This window comes from Bifidobacterium sp. ESL0827, from assembly GCF_052606685.1.
This window is the reverse complement of sequence record NZ_CP199597.1, coordinates 715,717-735,742: the sequence shown is the minus strand read 5'-3', so window position 1 is coordinate 735,742 and position 20,026 is coordinate 715,717. Positions and strand designations below refer to the sequence as shown.

At 61.3% G+C, this 20,026-nt stretch carries 17 protein-coding genes; 1 reads left to right on the top strand and 16 read right to left on the bottom strand.

Going from position 1 to position 20,026, the window contains the following annotated elements; translation table 11 throughout:
* Positions 1-85 precede the first annotated feature (85 nt).
* Positions 86-1,393 (bottom strand): serine hydroxymethyltransferase, encoded by a 1,308-nt coding sequence (gene glyA / locus ACUIAI_RS02755; protein ID WP_445342568.1) that lies wholly within the window; start codon positions 1,391-1,393, stop codon positions 86-88.
* Positions 1,394-1,596: 203 nt separating this feature from the next.
* Between glyA and thrC the strand changes: the two genes are divergently transcribed.
* Positions 1,597-3,078: a threonine synthase gene (thrC, locus tag ACUIAI_RS02750; RefSeq protein WP_445342803.1), complete on the top strand. Its 1,482-nt coding sequence runs from the start codon at positions 1,597-1,599 to the stop codon at positions 3,076-3,078.
* A 17-nt stretch (positions 3,079-3,095) separates the two neighbouring features.
* Here thrC and ACUIAI_RS02745 read toward each other — a convergent pair whose 3' ends face one another.
* The 15 genes from ACUIAI_RS02745 to ACUIAI_RS02675 all read right to left on the bottom strand — a co-directional run bounded on the left by ACUIAI_RS02745 (position 3,096) and on the right by ACUIAI_RS02675 (position 19,954).
* Positions 3,096-3,812, bottom strand: coding sequence for an ABC-2 transporter permease (locus ACUIAI_RS02745; RefSeq protein WP_445342567.1), 717 nt, complete (start codon positions 3,810-3,812; stop codon positions 3,096-3,098).
* Positions 3,809-4,765, bottom strand: a complete 957-nt coding sequence (locus ACUIAI_RS02740; protein WP_445342802.1) for an ABC transporter ATP-binding protein — start codon at positions 4,763-4,765, stop codon at positions 3,809-3,811. The genes ACUIAI_RS02745 and ACUIAI_RS02740 overlap by 4 nt, the downstream gene beginning before the upstream one ends.
* A 22-nt stretch (positions 4,766-4,787) precedes the next feature.
* Positions 4,788-5,195 carry a GntR family transcriptional regulator gene (locus ACUIAI_RS02735; RefSeq protein ID WP_110412725.1) on the bottom strand — a complete coding sequence of 136 codons (408 nt, stop codon included), beginning with the start codon at positions 5,193-5,195 and terminating at the stop codon, positions 4,788-4,790.
* A 75-nt stretch (positions 5,196-5,270) separates the two neighbouring features.
* Entirely contained in the window at positions 5,271-5,411 is a 141-nt protein-coding gene (locus ACUIAI_RS02730) for a hypothetical protein (protein WP_445342566.1), read from the bottom strand.
* 224 nt (positions 5,412-5,635) lie between these two features.
* Positions 5,636-7,408: a DNA repair protein RecN gene (recN, locus tag ACUIAI_RS02725; protein ID WP_445342565.1), complete on the bottom strand. Its 1,773-nt coding sequence runs from the start codon at positions 7,406-7,408 to the stop codon at positions 5,636-5,638.
* Positions 7,408-8,346: an NAD kinase gene (locus ACUIAI_RS02720; RefSeq protein WP_445342564.1), complete on the bottom strand. Its 939-nt coding sequence runs from the start codon at positions 8,344-8,346 to the stop codon at positions 7,408-7,410. The genes recN and ACUIAI_RS02720 overlap by 1 nt, the downstream gene beginning before the upstream one ends.
* A 70-nt stretch (positions 8,347-8,416) precedes the next feature.
* Complete coding sequence (gene clpX / locus ACUIAI_RS02715; RefSeq protein WP_445342563.1) at positions 8,417-9,730, bottom strand: ATP-dependent Clp protease ATP-binding subunit ClpX; 1,314 nt, start codon at positions 9,728-9,730, stop codon at positions 8,417-8,419.
* 144 nt (positions 9,731-9,874) lie between these two features.
* A complete protein-coding gene (locus ACUIAI_RS02710) occupies positions 9,875-10,543 on the bottom strand; it encodes an ATP-dependent Clp protease proteolytic subunit (RefSeq protein WP_198176552.1) in 669 nt (222 codons plus the stop codon).
* A 9-nt stretch (positions 10,544-10,552) separates the two neighbouring features.
* Positions 10,553-11,140, bottom strand: a complete 588-nt coding sequence (locus ACUIAI_RS02705; RefSeq protein ID WP_029678947.1) for an ATP-dependent Clp protease proteolytic subunit — start codon at positions 11,138-11,140, stop codon at positions 10,553-10,555.
* 181 nt (positions 11,141-11,321) lie between these two features.
* Complete coding sequence (tig, locus tag ACUIAI_RS02700) at positions 11,322-12,698, bottom strand: trigger factor (protein ID WP_445342562.1); 1,377 nt, start codon at positions 12,696-12,698, stop codon at positions 11,322-11,324.
* Between the two features lie 49 nt (positions 12,699-12,747).
* On the bottom strand, positions 12,748-14,034 hold the full coding sequence (locus tag ACUIAI_RS02695) for an HRDC domain-containing protein (protein ID WP_339346580.1): 1,287 nt from the start codon (positions 14,032-14,034) through the stop codon (positions 12,748-12,750).
* Between the two features lie 400 nt (positions 14,035-14,434).
* Complete coding sequence (gene pflA, locus ACUIAI_RS02690) at positions 14,435-15,316, bottom strand: pyruvate formate-lyase-activating protein (RefSeq protein WP_445342561.1); 882 nt, start codon at positions 15,314-15,316, stop codon at positions 14,435-14,437.
* 98 nt (positions 15,317-15,414) lie between these two features.
* Positions 15,415-17,790 carry a formate C-acetyltransferase gene (gene pflB / locus ACUIAI_RS02685; protein ID WP_198176556.1) on the bottom strand — a complete coding sequence of 792 codons (2,376 nt, stop codon included), beginning with the start codon at positions 17,788-17,790 and terminating at the stop codon, positions 15,415-15,417.
* Between the two features lie 242 nt (positions 17,791-18,032).
* Entirely contained in the window at positions 18,033-18,269 is a 237-nt protein-coding gene (locus tag ACUIAI_RS02680; RefSeq protein ID WP_110412718.1) for a hypothetical protein, read from the bottom strand.
* Between the two features lie 5 nt (positions 18,270-18,274).
* Complete coding sequence (locus tag ACUIAI_RS02675; protein WP_445342560.1) at positions 18,275-19,954, bottom strand: NAD+ synthase; 1,680 nt, start codon at positions 19,952-19,954, stop codon at positions 18,275-18,277.
* Positions 19,955-20,026 lie beyond the last annotated feature (72 nt).

The following is a 20,026-nucleotide window of genomic DNA, read 5'->3' as shown; positions in this document are numbered from 1 at the left end:
TTCTGTACCGATTGTAACCCTCAGCAGGGGCAATGACGACAGGAGGAGGGAGGGCATTGCTGCACCTCCCTCCTCCAAGGGCCAATCAGTGGGTCTGGTCCAGCTCAGGATAGAGCGGGAAGGCCTCGACCAGCCGGTCCACCCGGGCCTTGAGGGCATCCAGATCCGCCTGAGAACCCTGGGCCAGCGCAGTGCCGATCACGTCGGCAACCTCCTCGTACTGGGCCGGGCCGAATCCGCGAGTAGCCAGGGCGGAGGTCCCGATCCGCAGACCGGAGGCCACAGAGGCCGGGCGCGGATCGAAGGGCACCGTATTGCGGTTGACAGTGATGCCGATCTTGGCCAGCAGGTCCTCCCCCTGACGACCGTCCATCTCGCTGTTGCGCAGATCCACCATGACCAGGTGGACGTCCGTCCCTCCAGTGAGTACGGTGATGCCGTTGTCAGCCACATCCTTGGCCATCAGACGCTCGGCCAGAATCTTTGCGCCCTCCAAGGTGCGCTCCATACGTTCCTTGAATTCAGGCGTGCCGGCCAGCTTGAAGGCCACGGCCTTGGCGGCGATCACATGCATGAGCGGTCCGCCCTGGTTGCCGGGGAAGACCGAGGAGTTGAGCTTCTTGGCATACTCCTGACGAGCCAGGATGAACCCGGACCGGGGTCCGCCAAGGGTCTTGTGGGCCGTAGAGGAGACCACATCGGCATAGGGCACCGGGCTGGGATGCAGACCGGCTGCGACCATACCAGCGAAGTGGGCCATATCCACCCAGAACTTGGCTCCCACCTCGTCGGCGATCTCCTTCATGGCTGCAAAGTCCTCAATGCGCGGATAGGCGCTCCACCCGCCGATGATCAGGGCCGGATGGGTCTCCAGGGCCCGTTGACGGATGATCTCGGGCTCGATGCGGAAGGTGTCCGGATCGACCCCGTAGGATTCGGCATGATAAAAGCGTCCGGAGAAGTTGATCTTCATGCCGTGGGTCAGGTGGCCGCCATGGTCCAGGGCCAGTCCCAGCACGGTGTCGCCGGGCTTGATCAGAGCCTGGTAAACGGCGGCATTGGCCTGGGCGCCCGAATGGGGCTGGACGTTGGCGTACTCGGCGCCGAAGAGGGCCTTGGCGCGGTCCCGGGCCAGGTTCTCGACCTGGTCCACCCACTCGCAGCCGCCGTAGTAGCGTCTGCCAGGATAGCCCTCGGCATACTTGTTGGTCAGCACGGATCCCTGGGCCTGCAAGACGGCCTTGGGCACGAAGTTCTCAGAGGCGATCATCTCCAGACCGCCGCGCTGACGCTCCAACTCTCCATCCAGCAGTGCAGCGATCTTCGGATCCACCTGCGAGATCGAAGAGTTCAGGACATCGTAGGATTGCTGTACCGGGTTCTCTTCGACCATGGGTCGCTCCTTTGTCTTTCACCTACAGCCTCGGATATAGGGGCTGGTGGGCTATACTGTACGCCATGCCGACCCTTGGCAGGCCCTCGCGTCCATAGATGGTTTCCTCCGCCAGCCGAGCAGGACCATGGTTCGGACCCAAGCACGGGGTAGAATGCCCTGGTAATGATCAGTTCGGCGACATGGCGGAGGGGCAGGCAACCATGAGCACATACCACAGCACCCGAGGCGGCAAGGGGCAGCTGCAGTCCAAGCAGGCCATCAGACGAGGCCTGGCTCCTGACGGAGGACTCTACGTCAGCGATGAGCTGGATGCTCTAACCATTGACCCCGCCTCGGTCGCCGGTCAGGACTACAGGGGCACAGCCAAACTGGTTCTTTCGGGACTGCTGAGTGATTACTCCTCCGCTCAGCTGGACTCCTGCCTGGATGCGGCATACGGAGAACAGTGGTCCGATCCGGCAATCACCCCTCTGGTGGACCTGGGCGGCAACGACTTCGTACTGGAGCTCTTCCGCGGGCCCACCTCGGCCTTCAAGGACGTGGCCCTGCAGCTTCTGCCGAGACTGATGGCCCTGGCCGGTGACGATGGCGAACGGATCATGGTGCTCACAGCCACCTCCGGAGACACGGGCAAGGCTGCGCTGGCCGGATTCGCAGACGCGCCGGGCACGGGCATCACCGTCTTCTACCCGCAGGGCAAGGTCAGCCAGATCCAGCGCCTGCAGATGGTCACCCAGGAGGGCGGCAATCTCCAGGTCTGTGCGGTTCGGGGCAATTTCGACGATGCCCAGTCCGCAGTCAAGTCCATCTTCGCCGACACTGATCTGGCTCGCGAACTGAGCGAGAAGGCCTCGACCGTGCTCTCATCGGCCAACTCCATCAATGTCGGCCGCCTGGCCCCGCAGGTCGTCTACTACTTCCGGGCCTATGGGTTCCTGATGGAACGGGGGGTGATCGGACCTGGGGATCCGGTCGAATTCTGCGTGCCCACCGGCAACTTCGGCGATGTGCTGGCCGGATACTACGCCAAGATGATGGGACTTCCAGTGTCCCGCCTGACCGTGGCCTCGGACCGTAACCGGGTCCTCAACGACTTCCTGACCACAGGCATCTATGACCGCAACCGTCCCTTCTACACCACCACTTCCCCCAGCATGGACATCCTGATCTCCTCCAACCTGGAGCGGATGCTCTACTACATGGCCGACGGCGACACCGAGTTGATTGCCTCGCTTATGGCCGACTTGGAGTCCACGGGACGCTACCAGGTGCCCGAAGCCGTTATGACCAGAATCCGCAGGCTCTTCTCCTGCGGTTGGGCCGACGAGAACCAGGTGGCGTCGGCCATCAGCAACTGCTGGGAGGACCGGGGATACCTGATCGATCCGCACACGGCCTGCGGATACCAGGTCATGACCGGGCAGACCGACAGGGATCCTGCAGTGCCCCGGGTGCTGCTGTCCACAGCCAGCCCCTACAAGTTCCCCCGGGTGGTCTGCCAATCCCTGGGCCTGGAGACCCCGGACAGTGATTTCGACTGCATGGACATCCTGGCCGAGGCTACCAACACCAGGCCCCCAAAGGCTCTGCGCACCCTGGAAAGCGCACCTGTGCGCTTCCGGGACTGCATCGATCCCGGGAACATGTCCGACTACGTCCGCCACGCGGTCATGCAGTTCTGAAGCCTGAGCGAATTGGCTCAAATCTCCTTCCTGGCATAGACCTTGCGAGATAGGACTATCGAAACCATATCAACCGCCAGAATCAAGGCCAGCCCGAGGAGCACTGGCCGCCACAGGTCGGATGTCAAAAATCGCATGATTGAATTCCAGAAGGTCCCCCAGTCCAAGGGCAGCAAACTGCCGATAAGGGCCATGATTGGCACCAAACCAAGAAGCGCCAGGAAGACTAGCATTGCTTTAACTGGTTCCAGCCAATAAAACAAGGGTGTAGCTACTGCAAAAAGCAAAGATTCCAACAGGAACAACCCCAGAGCAAACAAGACAGTGTCGCGCCAATGGTCCTGACCATGCAAAAATGAATCAGTAGCGTAGAAGAAGAATATTGCATAGCCGCAAGACTGAACTAGGACCAGCAGAATTACAGCAGCATAGCGTCCGAATACCTGGTGATCACGTGTTAAAGGCAGCAGACCATTCAACCGAATTGCCGTATTGTTGAAATCGACGAACATACCAAATACCAGGCCTACAAGCAGCCCGATTCCCATGCTGGTTACTGCCCCCGTCAACGCAGTCCGTGCATCTTCCCCGTCATTGCCTGTCAGGGCCATGACTAGATTCAGCAGAATTCCGATGAGGGGCACGGACATGAAAATCAGCACACCGACCCAGGTTCTCCCTGCTCCTGAGAAACGTTGCATGTCCAACCTGATCTGCTTGGCTATCGCCTTCATGACTCCACATCCTTATTCCTGTCGGTCGCGGCAGGTGAGCTCGCGGTCAGTCTGATGATGTTGTCAAAGTCGGCCCGCTCCACCAGGTAGCGGTCCTCTGAAGGCTCCACGGCGGCAGGAGAAGCCGATGCCAGAAAATCCGTCAAGTGTTCAGTGGGCACCAGAGCCTCGAAACCTGTGGCGGAACGTTGCAGGCCCATCAGATGCGGCATTTGAGCTCTAGCCAGATCATCCGGCCCTCCTCTCACAACCTGGAAAGCCTCCATCAACTCGTCCTTGGGACCGGTGTAGAAGACAGACCCCCGATTGATGTAGGTAACGAAGTCAGCCACCCGTTCGAGATCTTCGGTGATGTGCGTGGAGAAAAGCACCGAGTGACGACCATCGCCGATGTAGTCCAGGAGAATATCCATGAGCTCGTCCCTGGCCAGGACATCCAGACCACTGGTGGGCTCATCCAGAATCAAGAGCCTTGCGTCGTGGCTGAGCGCGACGGCCAGCATCAGTTTCATCTGCATGCCACGGGAGAGCTTGCCGATTTTGCGGTTTTCTTGCAGACCGAACCGATGCAGATAATCCTGATAACGATCACTGTTCCAAGCGGGATACATGGGTGCCATCACTGGCTCGACAGCCTTGACCTTCCATGTCTCCAGGAAATAAATGGAATCGAAGACCACACCCAGGTCTGCTTTGACCTCCTCCTCCTGTTTCAGGGGATCACGGCCCAGAATGCTGATTTCTCCGCTGTCTCGGCGGGTCATATTCAGCAAGAGCCGAATCAGGGTGGATTTGCCTGCGCCGTTGGGGCCTATCAATCCCATGATGTAGCCCATGGGCAGGTCCATGGTGACCTGGTGCAGACGGAAATCCGTGCCGTCGGCCTTGGCGTAGCTTTTCCCCAGGTCACTGACGCGCAGGGCATAGTCGACATCTTCGCCAGAGGTTGTCATCGCCGGTGATGCGCACATGCTGCTATTCCTTTCCCTCTTCGGACGCGGGTGCAGAACCCTTGTCGCCCAGCAGGCCGTCGAGCAGGCCGCGAATACGGTCCGGCTCCATGCCGGCCCGACGAGCCGTATCGACCGCCTCGCCCAGCAGGGACTGCACGCGGTCCTCCATATGCCGCCGCATGACCTGGTCGCCACTGTCAGCCACGAAGGTCCCCTTGCCTTGGATGTTCTCCACCAAGCCCTCTTGAGCGAGTTCGGTATAGGCGCGGGTCACGGTCAGCACGGACACCCTGAGCTCCTGCGAGAGATGTCGCAGGGAAGGCAGTCCCTCCCCCGCTTGCAGGTCTCCGGTCAGGATGGCCGAACGTATCTGGTCCTCGATCTGCCGATAAATCGGCTGCCCGGACAGGGATGAGATGATCAGCTTCATCCAAGCCCCTTTCATTGATTGTCGGCACGACCCTGGCTGAGCTGTACCGGTGTTCATGTATACACTATAACAGTTTCACCATGAAGGCAACTCGCCATTGATCTTCTGTCTGTGCGATTCAAGAATCGACAGAAACGGTGCTGCAGTGCTGAAATCCCGGCCGATCACGACTTCGGAGAAAATCCACTTGGAACAGATCATCGCCACATTGCTCATGTCCAGGGCGGGTACGGTGTCATCAAAGAAAATCCGGCACCTTCATTGATACAGGCTCATTGACAGCCGATTGCATACAGTCAAAGCATCAGAATGAAAAGCAACGGAATGACGGATGTCGAGCATGCATCGCACGGCCACAAAAGGCGGCAAAGCCGCCAAAGCTCGTCAAATTCGCTGAATTGTCGGACTTAGGTACAGCAAAGAGCAGACGACAACCAGACTTATCTGGTCTGGAGTCTGCTTGAGGCCAGAAGCTCTCGGGCGTGCTTCAGGGAGGTTGCAGACTCGCTGCCGGCCAGCATCCGTGCGATCTCCCGCTCCCTGTCTTCGCCTTCTACCTGGCGGACCAGAGTCTCTACGGCATCGCCGCCTTCGCGCCCTTTGGCCACGACGAACTGCCGATTGGCCCAGGAAGCCACCTGCGGCAGGTGGGTGACCACAATCACCTGGGCGGTGACGGCCAGCCGGGCCAGACGACGACCAAGCTCTACAGCAGCCCGTCCGCCTACACCAGCATCCACCTCATCAAAGATGAAGGTCATCGTCGGGTCGCCAACCTGAGAATCAAGGCCAATATGCCCAGCATCAGCTCCGTCAGACCCCGATGATGTCCGGGCTTCCGCGGCCACCAGCTCCAGAGCCAGCATGAGCCGGCTGAGTTCGCCGCCCGAGGCGCTCTTGCCCATGGGCAGAAGATCCGAACCTGGATATGGTCTGAAGAGGAAGTCGATCTGGTCCAGACCATGCCCGTCCATGTCTTGGTCCTGACGTGGCCTGACGCGAATCTCAAGCCCGGCACCCGCCATGGCCAGGGAGTGCAATTCGCCATCGACAAGATCGCTCAGCCTTCGTGCAGCCTTGGCCCGTGACGCAGACAAATTCCGTGCCGCCTTCAAGGCGCTTCCGCGAAGCTGCTCAACTTGACCTTGAAGCTCCTCCAGTTTCTCGGGTGAGGCATCCATGTCCTCAAGTTCAAATGCAGCCTTCTTGCGCCAGGCCAGAACATCGTCGATGTCCGGTCCCCAGCGTCGGGTCAGCTCATCCAGATCGTGGATGCGGGCGTTGATCTTGTCCAGATCGCCCTCCTGGCCTTCGTCATCCAACTGGCTGCTCAGGGTGAAGACCAAGTCAGACAGATCAGCATTCAGCGACCGCAACCGCTGGGCCGACTCCTGAAAGATCCCCTCCACACCGATGCCCTCCAGGGCGGCAATAGCTCGTTCCACCAGGGCCGTAGCCGAAGGTGCATCGGCATCCGGGTCTATCTGACCGGAGTCCAAGGCGGACAGCGCGGACATTACTCCCTGACTGATCTGGGCAGCATGCTCGATCCTGTCCCGCTGAGCCTTGAGTTCGCGATCCTCGCCGGAATGTGGGTCAACGCGATCGATCCGGGCAATGGATTCACGGAGATAATCAGCCTGGGCCATAGCACCGGACTGCTGGTTGCGCAGCTCCTCCAGATGGTCCTGGGCCTGTCGGTAATGCCTGAAGGCCTTGGAAAAAGCCTCCAGCTGCGGGCCGTCACCGGCATAGGCATCCAAAAATTCGCGCTGCCGGGCCGGACTGGCCATACGCATCTGATCCGCCTGGCCATGAACAGTGACCAGCATCCCAGCCACCTCCTCCAGCAGGCCACGAGGGGCCGTCCTACCATTCAGAGCGGCACGGGAACGCCCCTTGACCGGCATGGTTCGGGCCAAGAAGATCTGTCCCTCATCCTCCACAGGCAGGCCAGCCTCGGTTATTGCAGCAGTCACTGGATTCTCAGCTCCAGCGGCTCCAGCATCGAAAATCCCCTGGACCCACGACTCGCGTGCTCCAGGCGACACCAGTTGCGGTCGGGCAGTGGACCCCGAGATCAGCCTGATGGCGTTGAGCAGCATGGACTTGCCAGCCCCGGTCTCCCCTGTGATGGCCGTCATGCCAGCAGCAGGCCGTAGCAGGGCATGATGGATGGGACCCAGGTCTCGTACTTCCAGCTCTTCCAGCATCAGTGCTCCTTATTCGACTCCGGCAGCTCCCCCTGGTCCTGCCCGTTCGCAACCGCCGAAGCGCGATGCTGCTCCCTCCAGCCGACCACAGGCAGGTCGAACTTAGAGACCAGCCGTCTGGTGAAGGGCACCCCGGACAGCCTGGCCAGCCTCAGGATGTCGTGGGACTGTCGCACCACAATGCGGGACCGCTTGGGCACTGGCCGCTGACGGCGCCCGTCATTGCAAATCCAACCAGCCGACTGGGAATCACCCAGAATGTCCAGGGTGAACTGCGACTTTGGACCGATGATCAGGGATCGGGCGAAGAGTGCATGGGCAGCTATGGGCACCATCTGTAGCGACTGTGCATCCGGCCAGACGATGGGCCCGCCCACTGAAAAGGCATAGGCCGTCGATCCGGTCGGGGTAGCCACAATCATGCCGTCACAACCGAAGGAACTCATCTCCACATCGTCCACTCGGACCGATACCTCGATCATCTTGCCCCGATCATATCGTTCCAGGGTCATGTCGTTGAGGGCCCAGTCGCTCAGTGGTCGATCGGCCCCAGGTATCCACAGGTCCACATGGGCCACCATGCGCTCGTCGATGGAATAGTCATGATCAGCCACCCGACGAATGGCCTCCCCTATCTGGAAGCTCTCGAACTCTGCCAGGAATCCCACATGGCCTAGGTTGACCCCCAAAATGGGCACCTGGGTGCCCTTGACCAGCTCTGCGGCCCGCAGAATGGTCCCATCGCCGCCCAGAACGATGACAATCTCGGTGTCGTCGGCCACCTTCTGGCTGGGGCTGCCGAATTCCGGGGCGGCAATGTTGTCGACGATCGAAACGCGAAACCCGTCCCTGCGCAACTGCTCCTCGACCTCGTCCACCAGGTGGCCGCTTGCCCGGACCCTGCTGTGCGTGACTACGACAGCGCTACGAGCACCCATGGGGCCTCCCTTCCGGCAACAATGATCATCCTATCGGGCCCGGTCAACAGCGGCACTCGTCGTGGCGGGGTCAAGCCAAACGACGACCAGCAGCTGCGGCCACGCCCTGCCCGGTCTCATACCGGGGCGATCCGGTCCCTTCCACGGCATCGGCATCCACCACAACACGGGAGACATCCGTCCTATCGGGCAGCTCGAACATGGTCGCCTCCAAGGTGTGCTCGATGATTCCACGCAGCCCTCGGGCGCCGACCTTGCGCTCCAGGGCGATGGCAGCAACACGGTCCAGGGCGGCATCGGTGAAGACCAGATCGGCCCCGTCATCCAGGAACATGCGCCGGTACTGGTCGACCAGGGCATTGTCCGGTTCGGTCAGCACCCGCCGCAGCTCACGGGCGCCCAGCGGCTCCAAGGTGGATATGACCGGCAACCGCCCCACGAACTCGGGAAGCAGGCCAAACTGTTCCAGGTCCTCGGCCCTGACCTGGCTCATGACCCGGTCGCCGGGCACCCTATCGCTCCCCTGGGTTGCCGAGAATCCGCTCTCCCGCAGGCCCAGCCGTCGGCGGACGATCTCCTCAAGACCGACGAAGGCGCCGCCGCAGATGAAGAGGATGTTGGCCGTGTCCATGACGACCGTGCGGACATCGCCGTGCCGACGCGAACCCTGGACCGGCACACGGGCCTGGGTGCCCTCGATGATCTTGAGCAGGGCCTGCTGGACCCCCTCGCCTGACACGTCCCGGGTGATTGAGGTGTTCTCCCCGGATTTCCTGGCGATCTTGTCGATCTCGTCGATGTAGATGATCCCGCGCTGGGCCAGGTCCATGTTGCCGTCGGCAGCCTGGAGCAGCCCCTGCAGGACGGATTCCACATCCTCACCCACATATCCAGCCTCGGTCAGGCTGGTGGCATCCACGATGACGAAGGGGACGTTCATGATGGTGGCCAGGGTTCGCGCCAGGTAGGTCTTGCCCACGCCGGTGGGACCCATGAGCAGGATGTTGGACTTGTCCACCTGGACGCGTGGGGCCGCGTCCTTTCGCTCAAACGCAGTGTCAGCAATACGTCCACGGTCGCCCAGGTCCATATTGACGCGCTTGTAGTGGTTGTAGACAGCCACCGACAAGGTGCGCTTGGCAGCCTCCTGGCCGATGACATAATGGTTCAGATAGGCGAATATCTTTGAGGGCGCAGGCAGGGACACCCGCTGATCGGCGGCATCCTTGGCCATGTCCTCCTGGATGATCTGGGCGCATAGGCGTATGCATTCGTCGCAGATTGCGCAGGAAGGCCCCTTGACCAGACGACGCACCTGGTGCTCGTCCTTGCCGCAGAACTCGCAGCGATTCAGTCCGTCATTGTAGCTGACCACACGGCCCATGGCTCTCCCTTCCCGGAGAATCCGCAAGAATCGCCGAAATCATATGTGAGCGGCATCGTCCATGATGCCAAAAACGTCCGGAGGCCGTGGACCCCAGGGGCCCGCCGCCATCCGGACGATCAATCATGTGCGCAGTCACCGGAGCTAATCGCGGTGCTCCAGGACCTCGTCCACCATCCCGTAATCCTTGGCCTGCTGGGCGGTCAGAATGGTATCCACCTCGATATCCTTGCGGATCTTTTCCACATCCTGGCCGGTGTGCTTGGCCAGTGTCTCCTCCAGCCAGGTGCGCATGCGCAGCATCTCCTTGGCCTGGATCTCAATCTCGGTGGCCTTGCCGAAGTCCTGCTCCATGGCCGGCTGGTGAATGAGCACACGGGCATTGGGCAGGATCAGGCGCTTGCCCTTGGTGCCGGCGGCCAACAGAACGGCAGCAGCCGAGGCAGCCTGGCCCAGGCAGACAGTCTGCACATCGGGCTTGATGTACTGCATGGTGTCGTAGATGGCGGTCATGGCCGTCATGGATCCCCCCGGCGAGTTGATGTAGATGATCACGTCGCGGTTGGGATCCTGGCTCTCCAGAACCAGGAGCTGGGCCATGATGTCATCCGAAGAGGTGTCGTCCACCTGGACGCCCATGAAGATGATCCTGTCGTCGAAGAGCCTGGTGTAAGGGTCCTGGCGCTTGTAGCCGTAAGGGGTGCGCTCCTCGAACTGCGGCAGCACATAGCGATCGGCGGGCATGGCGGCCAGGCCACGAGGGCCGGCCAGTCGACGGGCCCGTGCTACAAATTGCGCTTCTTCAGATGCCATGTGGAGTGCTCACTTCCCTTGATCCGCGGTCATAGTGCCATGGGTGGTCACGATCCGGTCGACAAATCCGTACTCCAGGGCCTGCTGGGCCGTGAACCAATGATCGTATTCGTTGTCCCGGTAGATCTCTTCCAGGGTGTGGCCGGTCTGCTCGGCCGTCAGCTGGGAGAGCGTGCGCTTCATGTCCATGATCAGCTCGGCGTTGATCCTGACGTCAGTGGCCGTGCCTCCTACGCCGCCCGAGGGCTGATGCATGAGCACCCGTGCATGGGAGGTGACGAAGCGCTTGCCCTTGGCCCCGCTGGAGAGCAGGAACTGGCCCATGGAGGCAGCCATACCGACCGCGACCGTAGCCACATCGGGCTCGATCAGCTGCATGGTGTCGTAGATGGCCATGCCCGCCGTAATGGAGCCGCCAGGCGAATTGATGTAGAGCCAGATGTCCTTTTTGGGATCCTCGGCCGCCAGCATCAGCATCTGTGCGCAGATGACGTTGGCGTTGGCGTCCTTGACCTCGTCCCCCAGCCAGATGATCCTGTCCTTGAGCAGTCGGTTGAAGATGGGATCGGTCGGCGTAGGGGCCTCCCCCTCCTCCATCACGGGACTGGTTGCCAATGAGTTGTTCACCCTGTCTCCTTCGATAAACGTATCTGTATTGAGAGTAGCCCCCGCAATCGACGCGGCCGTGGTCTTTCCGCTCTTTGCGCAACCGCTACGACAGGGCCGCACCCAGGCTGTTTCGCCACTGGGTGCGGCCCTGTTCTTTGCGACTTGTGAGCTACTCCTGATCCTGGGAGAGCTGGTCGGCCACTTCAGCAGCGGCGGAGGCAGCCTGGACGCTCTCGTCCTGCTCCTCCTGGGCCTCGGGCTCATCTTCGCCCAGGAAGCGGCTCAGGTCCACCTCCTGGCCATCGGGATCCTTGAAGGTGACGGCCCGCATGCCGGCCAGCATGCCCTTGGAGCGGCCAACCTCCTGCACAGCCGAACCCAGCTGGCCGTTGCGAACGATGCCGTTGATGAAGGCGCTGGGATCCATGCCGTACTGCTGGGCGATGGAGGCCAGGAAGTTGGTCACATCGGCCTGGCTGACCGTGATCCCCAGCTTCTCAGCCAGGGCGTCCAGGGTCATCTGGTCGCGCAGTTCCTTCTCCACGCTCTCCTCGGCCTCGGCCTTCTCGTCCTTGCTGGCCTTGTCCGGGTCCTTGCCGGTGTTCTTGAGCTGATCGGTCACCATGGACTGCTTGATGCCCTTGGGCACCGGGATGTCCAGGCCGTCCTGCAGCTTGGCGATGAAGGCGTCGCGGGCGTCAGTGGCCTGCCGACCCTCGGCATCCACCTGGCACTGCTTGCGCACATCCTCGCGCAGCTCCTCCAGGGTTTCGAACTCCGAGGCCTCCTTGGCGAACTCGTCGTCCAGGTCGGGCAGCTCCTCGGCCTTGACCGAGTTGACCTTGACCTTGATCTGGGCCTTCTCGCCCTGGTGCTCGCCGGCCTCCAGGGTGCCCTCGAAGGTGGTCTCTTCCCCGGCCGACAGCCCGTCAAGGGCCTCATCCAGGCCGTCCAGCATGGTGTTGGAACCCAGCTCGTAGCTGACCCCCTGCTGGGAGTCCACGGACTCGCCGTCGATGACGGCATCCAGGTCGATGTTGGCATAGTCACCCTTGGAGGCTGGGCGATCCACACTGACCAGGGTGCCAAAACGCTGACGCAGGTTGTCCAGACGCTTGTCCACGTCCTCGTCGGTGACGGCGGGCTTGGGGACCTCAATCTCCATGCCCTCGATGTCGGGCAGCTCGAACTTGGGACGAATCTCCACCTCTGCGGTGAACTTGAGCTTGGTGTCGTCCTTGGCCGAGGAAGGAATGTCCTTGACATCGATCTGCGGCTGCGCCATGGCGTGCAGCTGCTTCTCCTCCAGAGCCTTGGAGTAGAGCTCAGGCACGCCGGCGTTGACGGCCTCGCCCGCTACGCTGGCAAAGCCCACGCGCTGATCGATGATGGGTCCGGGCACATGGCCCTTGCGGAAGCCGGGGATGGTCACCTGCTTGCCGATCTCCTTACGGGCCTGATCCAGGTAGGGGTTCAGCTCATCGGGATCGACGGTGATGGTGAGCCTGACCTTGGTGGGCTCGAGGTTTCTGACGCTGATTTTCACGCTGCGCTCCAATTCATCCAAACCGTTTGATCTGCCAGTAAGGCAACCGTTACATAATAGCGCGAGTCAGGGACTCTGACAGGAGCGAAACCTGCCAGGGGCGGGCACCCTCCTGACGCAGGAAGTCGGCCACATCCCGCTTCTCCGGTTCGTCGGTCCAGCAGAGGTTGCGCAGGTAGCGGGGCTTGATCAGAATCTCGTCGGGGGTGTTGGTCCGGCGTCCCACCTCAGTCACCGCCTTGCGCGCTGCCTCCAGCCTGGCATATCGGTCCGGGTGGCGGTGCCGCCAGACCTGCATGGACTTGGGGGCGTTGGTCTCCTCACACCGCGGCTTGGGCGGCACCGGCAGTTCTTCGGTGGGCAGACTCAGCGCTTCCAGGATGGCCTGTTTCCAGACCGAGGGCCTGACCCGGCGCTGGATGGGCGCATAGCGCTCAAACATCCGGTCCTGCTCGCCGCCGGTGTGGATCCTGACCCGCTCATTCAAGGATCGGATGGAGCGGAATTGGGCGTTGTTGTGCGGCTTGAGCCTGCCGGCCTCGATGATGGCCTTGTCAGGCAGGAGGAGCGTCGGAGCAATGTCATTGCGTCGTGCCAGCTTGTCACGGGTGGTCCACAGGGAACGGGCCACAGCCAGGCCTCGACGGTCATTGCGCAGGGCGTTGATATGCGAGATATGCCGCCAGGGCTGCTCAGGCTCCTGCTTGGGGATTTTGCCCTGCTGCAGCAACCAGGCGAATTCCTGCCTTGCCCATTCATCCTTGCCGTGATGGCGCAGATCATCCAGCTCGCACGACCGCACCCGATCCAGCAACTCCACGTCCAAGGCGGCATAATTGCGCCAATCACGGGGCAGCGGGCGGTAGGACCAGTCTGCAGCAGAATGCTCCTTGGCCAGCGTCAGCCCCAGGTAGTGCGCAGTCACTGCAGACAGGCCGTAATGACCCAGGTTGAGCATCCTGGCCGCCAGCTCGGTGTCGAAGAGCGATGAGGGCCTCATGCCCAAAGCATGGAAGCCGGGCAGATCCTGAGGGGAGTCGTGGATAATCCACTGGGCACCATCAACAGCCTTATTGAATTCCGACCAGTCACAGCCCGCCTGCCTCAAAGCCGGTGGGTCCAGCAGGAATATCCCCGCCCCCTGGCGCTTGAACTGGACCAGGTAGTCGTCGTGGCCATAGCGGAAGCCAGAGGCGCGTTCAGCATCAGCAGCCAGCGCACCGCTCCCCTGGGACAGTAGCCGGCAGGCCCGGCGGTATCCGGCCATATCGTCGATGACCGACGGCACACCCTGGGCGGGCTCTGAAAGCAGCTGCGTCTTAGGTTCCGTGGTCACCTGCGCTCAACCTCTTTTTTAGTTTGTCTTCCAAAACTCCACCGGACCTACCGGCCCGGAAAACACACGCCTGAAAGCATAGTCCATGGCCTCAACCCACCGACAATTTCTCACTGTGAATGCCATGTCGGGAATTTATCGATTTTTCAGTGTCGGTCATCCATTGAATCCGTCACCCATTGAATCTGCCAATCATTGAATCTGCCAATCATTAAGCCGGTCATTCGGCGTGCCATTCATCTGATGATTCTGTCATTCAGCGAGTCGGTCACTTGCTGATTGGCCGGCTGGCCTGCGCCCGAGCAAACAAAACTCCCCACGACATCTGCCGTGGGGAGTCACAAGAGAATTATTCGGGTTTCTCCTGGATCCGCCCTGGAACCAAATTGGGTTCCACGCCTCAGTAGACCACGAAGCCGTGGGCCTCCAGCTGCTTCTTGACCCGATCCTTCAAAGCAGCAGAGGGGCCTTTGGCATCCTCCAGCGGGTAGGGGATGCGCAGCTCATGCCACTTGGGCCGTCCAAGCTGATGGAAGGGAAGCACATCAATGTGCTCGATGGCATCCTTGAACTGTTCGCACACCCGAGCCACATTCTCGACGTTCTCCTCGGAGTCGGTCAGCCCTGGCACCAGCACAAAGCGAACCCAGATCTTGCTGCCACGGGTAGCCAGACGCTTGCCGAATTCGATTGTGGGGGCCAGCGTGCCGCCGGTCACCTTCTTGTAGGTGGCCTCGTCGCCGGACTTGACATCCAGCAGGCACAGGTCGATATCGTCAATCATGGCATCGGTGTAGTTGCGATTGAGGAAGCCCGAGGTGTCCAGGCAGGTGTGAACGCCCATCTCCTTGGCAGCACGAAAGACGCGTGAGACAAAGGCTGCCTGCATCATGGACTCGCCGCCGCTGAAGGTGATTCCTCCGCCCGTGCTCTTGAAGAGGTCCTGGTAGCGGGCCACCTTGTCGATCATGGCCTGCAGATATACGGGCTGGCCATCGCGCATCTTCCAGGTGTCGGGGTTCTGGCAGTACTGGCAACGCAGGGGGCATCCGCTCATGAAGACGGTCATCCTTGTGCCCGGCCCGTCCACTGAGGTGTTGATGTCCCAGGAGTGAACAAATCCGATGTCGCCCGTGCGTAGGGCATTCATACGGTCGTGCCGGTCCAGTCCAATGGGCGATTCGAACCCCGAAAGGCCGCCCATCAGGGTCTGGCTCTGGTAGACCTTGGATTCCTTGAGCATATGCGGCTGGGTGGTATGGAAGGTGGTGGTCTCCGTCATCGGATCCTCCTGAAAAAGACGAAAAGGGGGCAGGGCCTTGGTGCGCCCCGCCCCATGATTCACCGTCTCATCAACGGTTGACTATCGCACGAGGGCGATCAGTCGGTCACCGCGCCCTGGTGGAAGGTGCGGGAGATCACGTCGAGCTGCTGCTCGCGGGTCAGCTTGACGAAGTTGACGGCGTAGCCCGAGACGCGCACGGTCAGGTGCGGGTACTTCTCGGGGTGCTCGACGGCATCCTCCAACTGCTCCTTGCGCAGAACGTTGATGTTGGCGTGGTAGAGCCCGTGGCCGTTGCCGGCGTCCAGGATACCCACCAGGTTGTTGATGCGCTCATCCTCGTCGCGGCCCAGGCCGTCGGGGGTGATCGTGTTGGTCAGCGAGATGCCGTCCAGGGCGTCGTTGTAGTCAATCTTGCCCACGGAGAACATGGAGGGCAGCATGCCGTGCGAATCCATGCCGTTCTCGGGGTTGGCACCGGGAGCGTACGGGGTGCCCTTCTTGTGGCCGGAGGGGAAGGACCCGGTGTTCTTGCCATACTCCACGTTGGAGGTGATGGTCAGAATGGACTGGGTCGGCACAGCGCCACGGTAGACAGGCAGGCGCTTGATCTGGCCCATGACGGTGGACACGGTCCACTTGGCCAGGTCGTCAGCGCGATCGTCGTCGTTGCCGTAGATCGGGAACTCGCCAACGGTCTTGTAGTTGACGATCAGGTCGTCGTCAGCGCCCTCGACATACTCAGGGGTGCCCTTGGCATCCTTGTTGTAGATCGGGTAGACCTTGGCGTACTTGATAGCCGACAGGGAGTCAGCGGCGATGGACAGGCCGGACATGCCGCAACCCAGGGTGCGGTAGACCTCCTTGTCGTGCAGGGCCATCTCAATGGACTCGTAGTCGTACTTATCGTGCATATAGTGGATGATGTTCAGAGCCTCGACGTAGGTCTCGCTCAGCCACTGCAGGGCCTTCTCGTAGTTGTCCTTGACCTCCTGGAAGTCCAGAGAACCGTCTTCCTTGGGGGTGACAGGCTTGATTACGTCCTTGTCGATGACCTGCATGCCGGTCATCTCGTCACGGCCGCCGTTCATGGCGTAGAGCAGGGCCTTGGCGGAGTTGACACGGGCGCCGAAGAACTGCATCTGCTTGCCGACCCTCATGGGGGACACGCAGCAGGCGATAGCAGCGTCATCGCCCCAGTGGGCGCGAATGTCCTTGTCGGACTCGTACTGGATGGCGGAGGTGTCGATGGAGATACGGGCGCAGAAGCGCTTGTAACCCTCAGGCAGCTTCGGATCCCAGAAGATGGTGATGTTGGGCTCGGGACCGGGTCCAAGGTGCTCCAGGGTCAGGGTTGCCAGCAGACGGAAGGAGGTCTTGGTGACCATGGGCCTGCCGTCGTCGCCGAAGCCAGCGTCGGACCAGGTGGCCCAGTAGGGGTCGCCCGAGAAGATGTTGTCGTAGTCCTTGGTCCGCAGGAAGCGCACGATGCGCAGCTTCATCACGATGTTGTCGATGATCTCCTGGGCATCGGTCTCGTCAATCAGGCCAGCGGCCAGATCACGCTCGAAGTAGACGTCGAAGAAGGCGGACAGACGACCGATGGACATGGCGGCGCCGTCCTGGCTCTTGACCGAGGCCAGGTAGGCCATGTAGGTCCACTGGACGGCTTCCTTGGCGTTCATGGCAGGACGGCTCAGATCCAGGCCGTACTCCTTGCCCAGGTTCAGCAGCTGCTTCAGAGCCTTGATCTGCTCGGCGTGCTCCTCGCGGAAGCGAATCCAGTGCTCGATCTCTTCCTCGGTGAAGTCGTTGCGGTAAGGAATCGAATCCTTGTCGGCCTTCTTGCGGGCGATCAGCTCATCGATCCCGTAGAGGGCCACACGACGGTAATCGCCAATGATGCGGCCACGGCCGTAAGCATCGGGCAGACCGGTCAGAATCTTGTTGTGGCGGGCCAGCTTGATCCTCTTGGTGTAAACGTCGAAGACGCCATCATTGTGGGTCTTGCGATACCGGGTGAAGATCTTCTTAACCTCTGGATCGGGCTCCTTGCCGGCCTCCTTGAGGGCCTGCTCAACCATGCGCCAGCCGCCGTAGGGCATCATCGCACGCTTGCAGGGAACGTCGGTCTGTATGCCGACAATCACGTCGTCTTGGGTCTCGCCGGCAGGCTTGCCGTCGATGTATCCGGCCGGGAAGGCGTCAATGCCCGCCGGAGTGTGGGTGTCCACGTCGTAGACGCGCTGCTTGCGCTCTACGGCAAGGAAATTGTCATCCAGGTAGTTCCACAGGAACTTGGTCTTCTCTGTAGCCGGTGCCAGGAAGGATTCGTCACCGGTGTACGGAGTGTAGTTCTTCTGGATGAAGTCGCGAACGTCGATATCTTTCTTCCAGTCCTCGCCCTTGAAGCCCTTCCAAGCCTTGGCTTGCAGCTCTGCGGGAGAGACGGTATTGGTCTCAACTGCTGTCATAGTCAACTCCTTGTTGATATGGTCAATGGCGCTTCCTCACACCACTGTCACTTTCAAGTATAGGGGGCGCGTTACCACGGGAAACCGAATCGCGACGTGAGCTATATCACACTGCACGAAGACTCGCAATGGGCGTCACAACAATATCTTGCGAGCAGGCCCGGCACACCGCCTGAGTCCCGATCCGTTCTGACGGTATGGCCGACTGATCGCCAAAGATAGTGGGCGATCCAGCGGGAGCTTCATCTGTCAGCTGATGACTGCCCCTGCCCGGGATCACCCTCCCAGGCCTGCCGCCAACGGCGGTCTTCTTCATCCCATTCCTTGTTGCGGCGCTTGGCGATCTTCCAGGCATCAAGGGCCTCCTGCCTGCTGCGGTAGGGGCCCATCCGCCTGTCCTGCGGAGACAGCTTGCCCTGCTCGGGCCTGCCGGTGACAGTGTTGAAGTACCAGGCCGGTTGCTCCTCTTGGGGATCCATGGCAATCACTCTTTGAAGGCGTTGGTTACGGGCAGCCGGCGGTCACGGCCGAAGGCCAGGGAGGTGACCTTGGGCCCCAGCGGGTACTGGCGCCGCTTCCACTCGGCCCGATCCACCAAACGCATGACCGTGTCGACCGTGTCGGGATCGAAACCGTCGGCCAGAAGGTCGGCCCGACCATGCGCATGCTCGATGTATGCCTCCAGGACCTTGTCAAGCAGGCTGTAGTCAGGCAGGGAATCAGAGTCCTTCTGCCCTTGGCGCAGCTCGGCCGAGGGCGGCTTGACGATGGAGTTGACCGGGATGGGCTCACGTTCACCCCGTGCATGGGCCTGGGCGTTGCGCCAGCGGGCCAGCTGCCAGACCCGGGTCTTGAGCAGATCCTTGATGGGCGCGTAGCCACCGACCGCATCGCCATAGATCGTTGAATAGCCGCAGGCCAGCTCGGACTTGTTGCCGGTTGCCAGTGCCAGAAGCCCCTCGGCATTGGCATAGGCCATGACGATGACCCCGCGTATCCGGGCCTGCAGATTCTCTTCAGCCACCCCTTCCAGATGCAACTGCCCTTGGAAGGCGTCGAATTCAGGGCCTATGGCTTGCACCACGTAACGCACGCCCAGACGCTGGGCCAGGTCAGCAGCATCATCCCGGGAGCCCTCCGAGGAGTAGCGGCTGGGCATGGAGATGCCACGCACGTGCCCCCCTCCGCAGGCATCGGCGGCCATGGTGGCCACCAGGGCCGAGTCGATCCCGCCTGACAGCCCCAGGCAGACGCCCGTGAAATGGTTCTTGGCCATGTAGTCCTTTAAACCCAGCACGCAGGCCCGATAGACCTCCTCATCCCCAGGCATCTCTTCAGCCATGCAGGATTCACTGGGCAGAGGCCGCTCCCCTGGTGCAGGCAGGGTCCAAGTCGACAGATCCTGGACGAACCTTGGCGAGCGCTCCATTAGAGTGCCATCCTGGTCCACCACAAAACTGCCTCCGTCAAAGACCAGATCGTCTTGACCACCCACCTGGTTCAGATAGAGCAGAGGCGCGCCGACCTGCTTGGCCCGACGAGTCGCCCGCTCGTAACGGACGTGCCCCTTGCCCTCCTCGAATGGGGAGCCGTTGATGGTCACCAGGAGGTCGATGTCCCGGTCAGCCAGGTCGCTGATGGGATCGCCATCCTGCCAGATGTCCTCGCAGATGGCCAGCCCTATCCGGTGCCCCTGCACCTCCAGGACCACAGTCCTATCTCCCGGGGTAAAGATCCTGTACTCGTCAAAGACACCGTAGTTGGGCAGGAAGTGCTTGTCGTAGCCAGCCTCGACCCGACCCTGATGCAGGACCACCAGCCGGTTGCGGGGCCTGTCCTGATCCGTGTCGGTGCCGACGGTTCCCACGATCACATAGAGATGGCCCAGACCCTGCTCCTCCAGCTCCCTGGCCAGACGGTCGGCCCGAGACCAGGCGGCCCGACGGAAGCTGGCCCGGAATGCCAGGTCCTCGATTGGGTAACCTGTCAGGCTCATCTCGGGAAAGACCACCAGGGTCGCCCCCTGCTCAGCTGCCTTTCGGGAGTAGTCCATAATAATGTTGGCGTTGCCGTCAAGATCGCCCACACAGGTGTCGATCTGAGCCAGAGCCACCAGCAGATCGCCATCCCGCCGCGGCTGTTCCTCTTGTATGCCCATACCCATGATTCTAAACCGTGCCAGGGCCGGCCCACGGGCAGACAGTCCCGAATAGGGAGCGATACAGAGAAGTCGGGA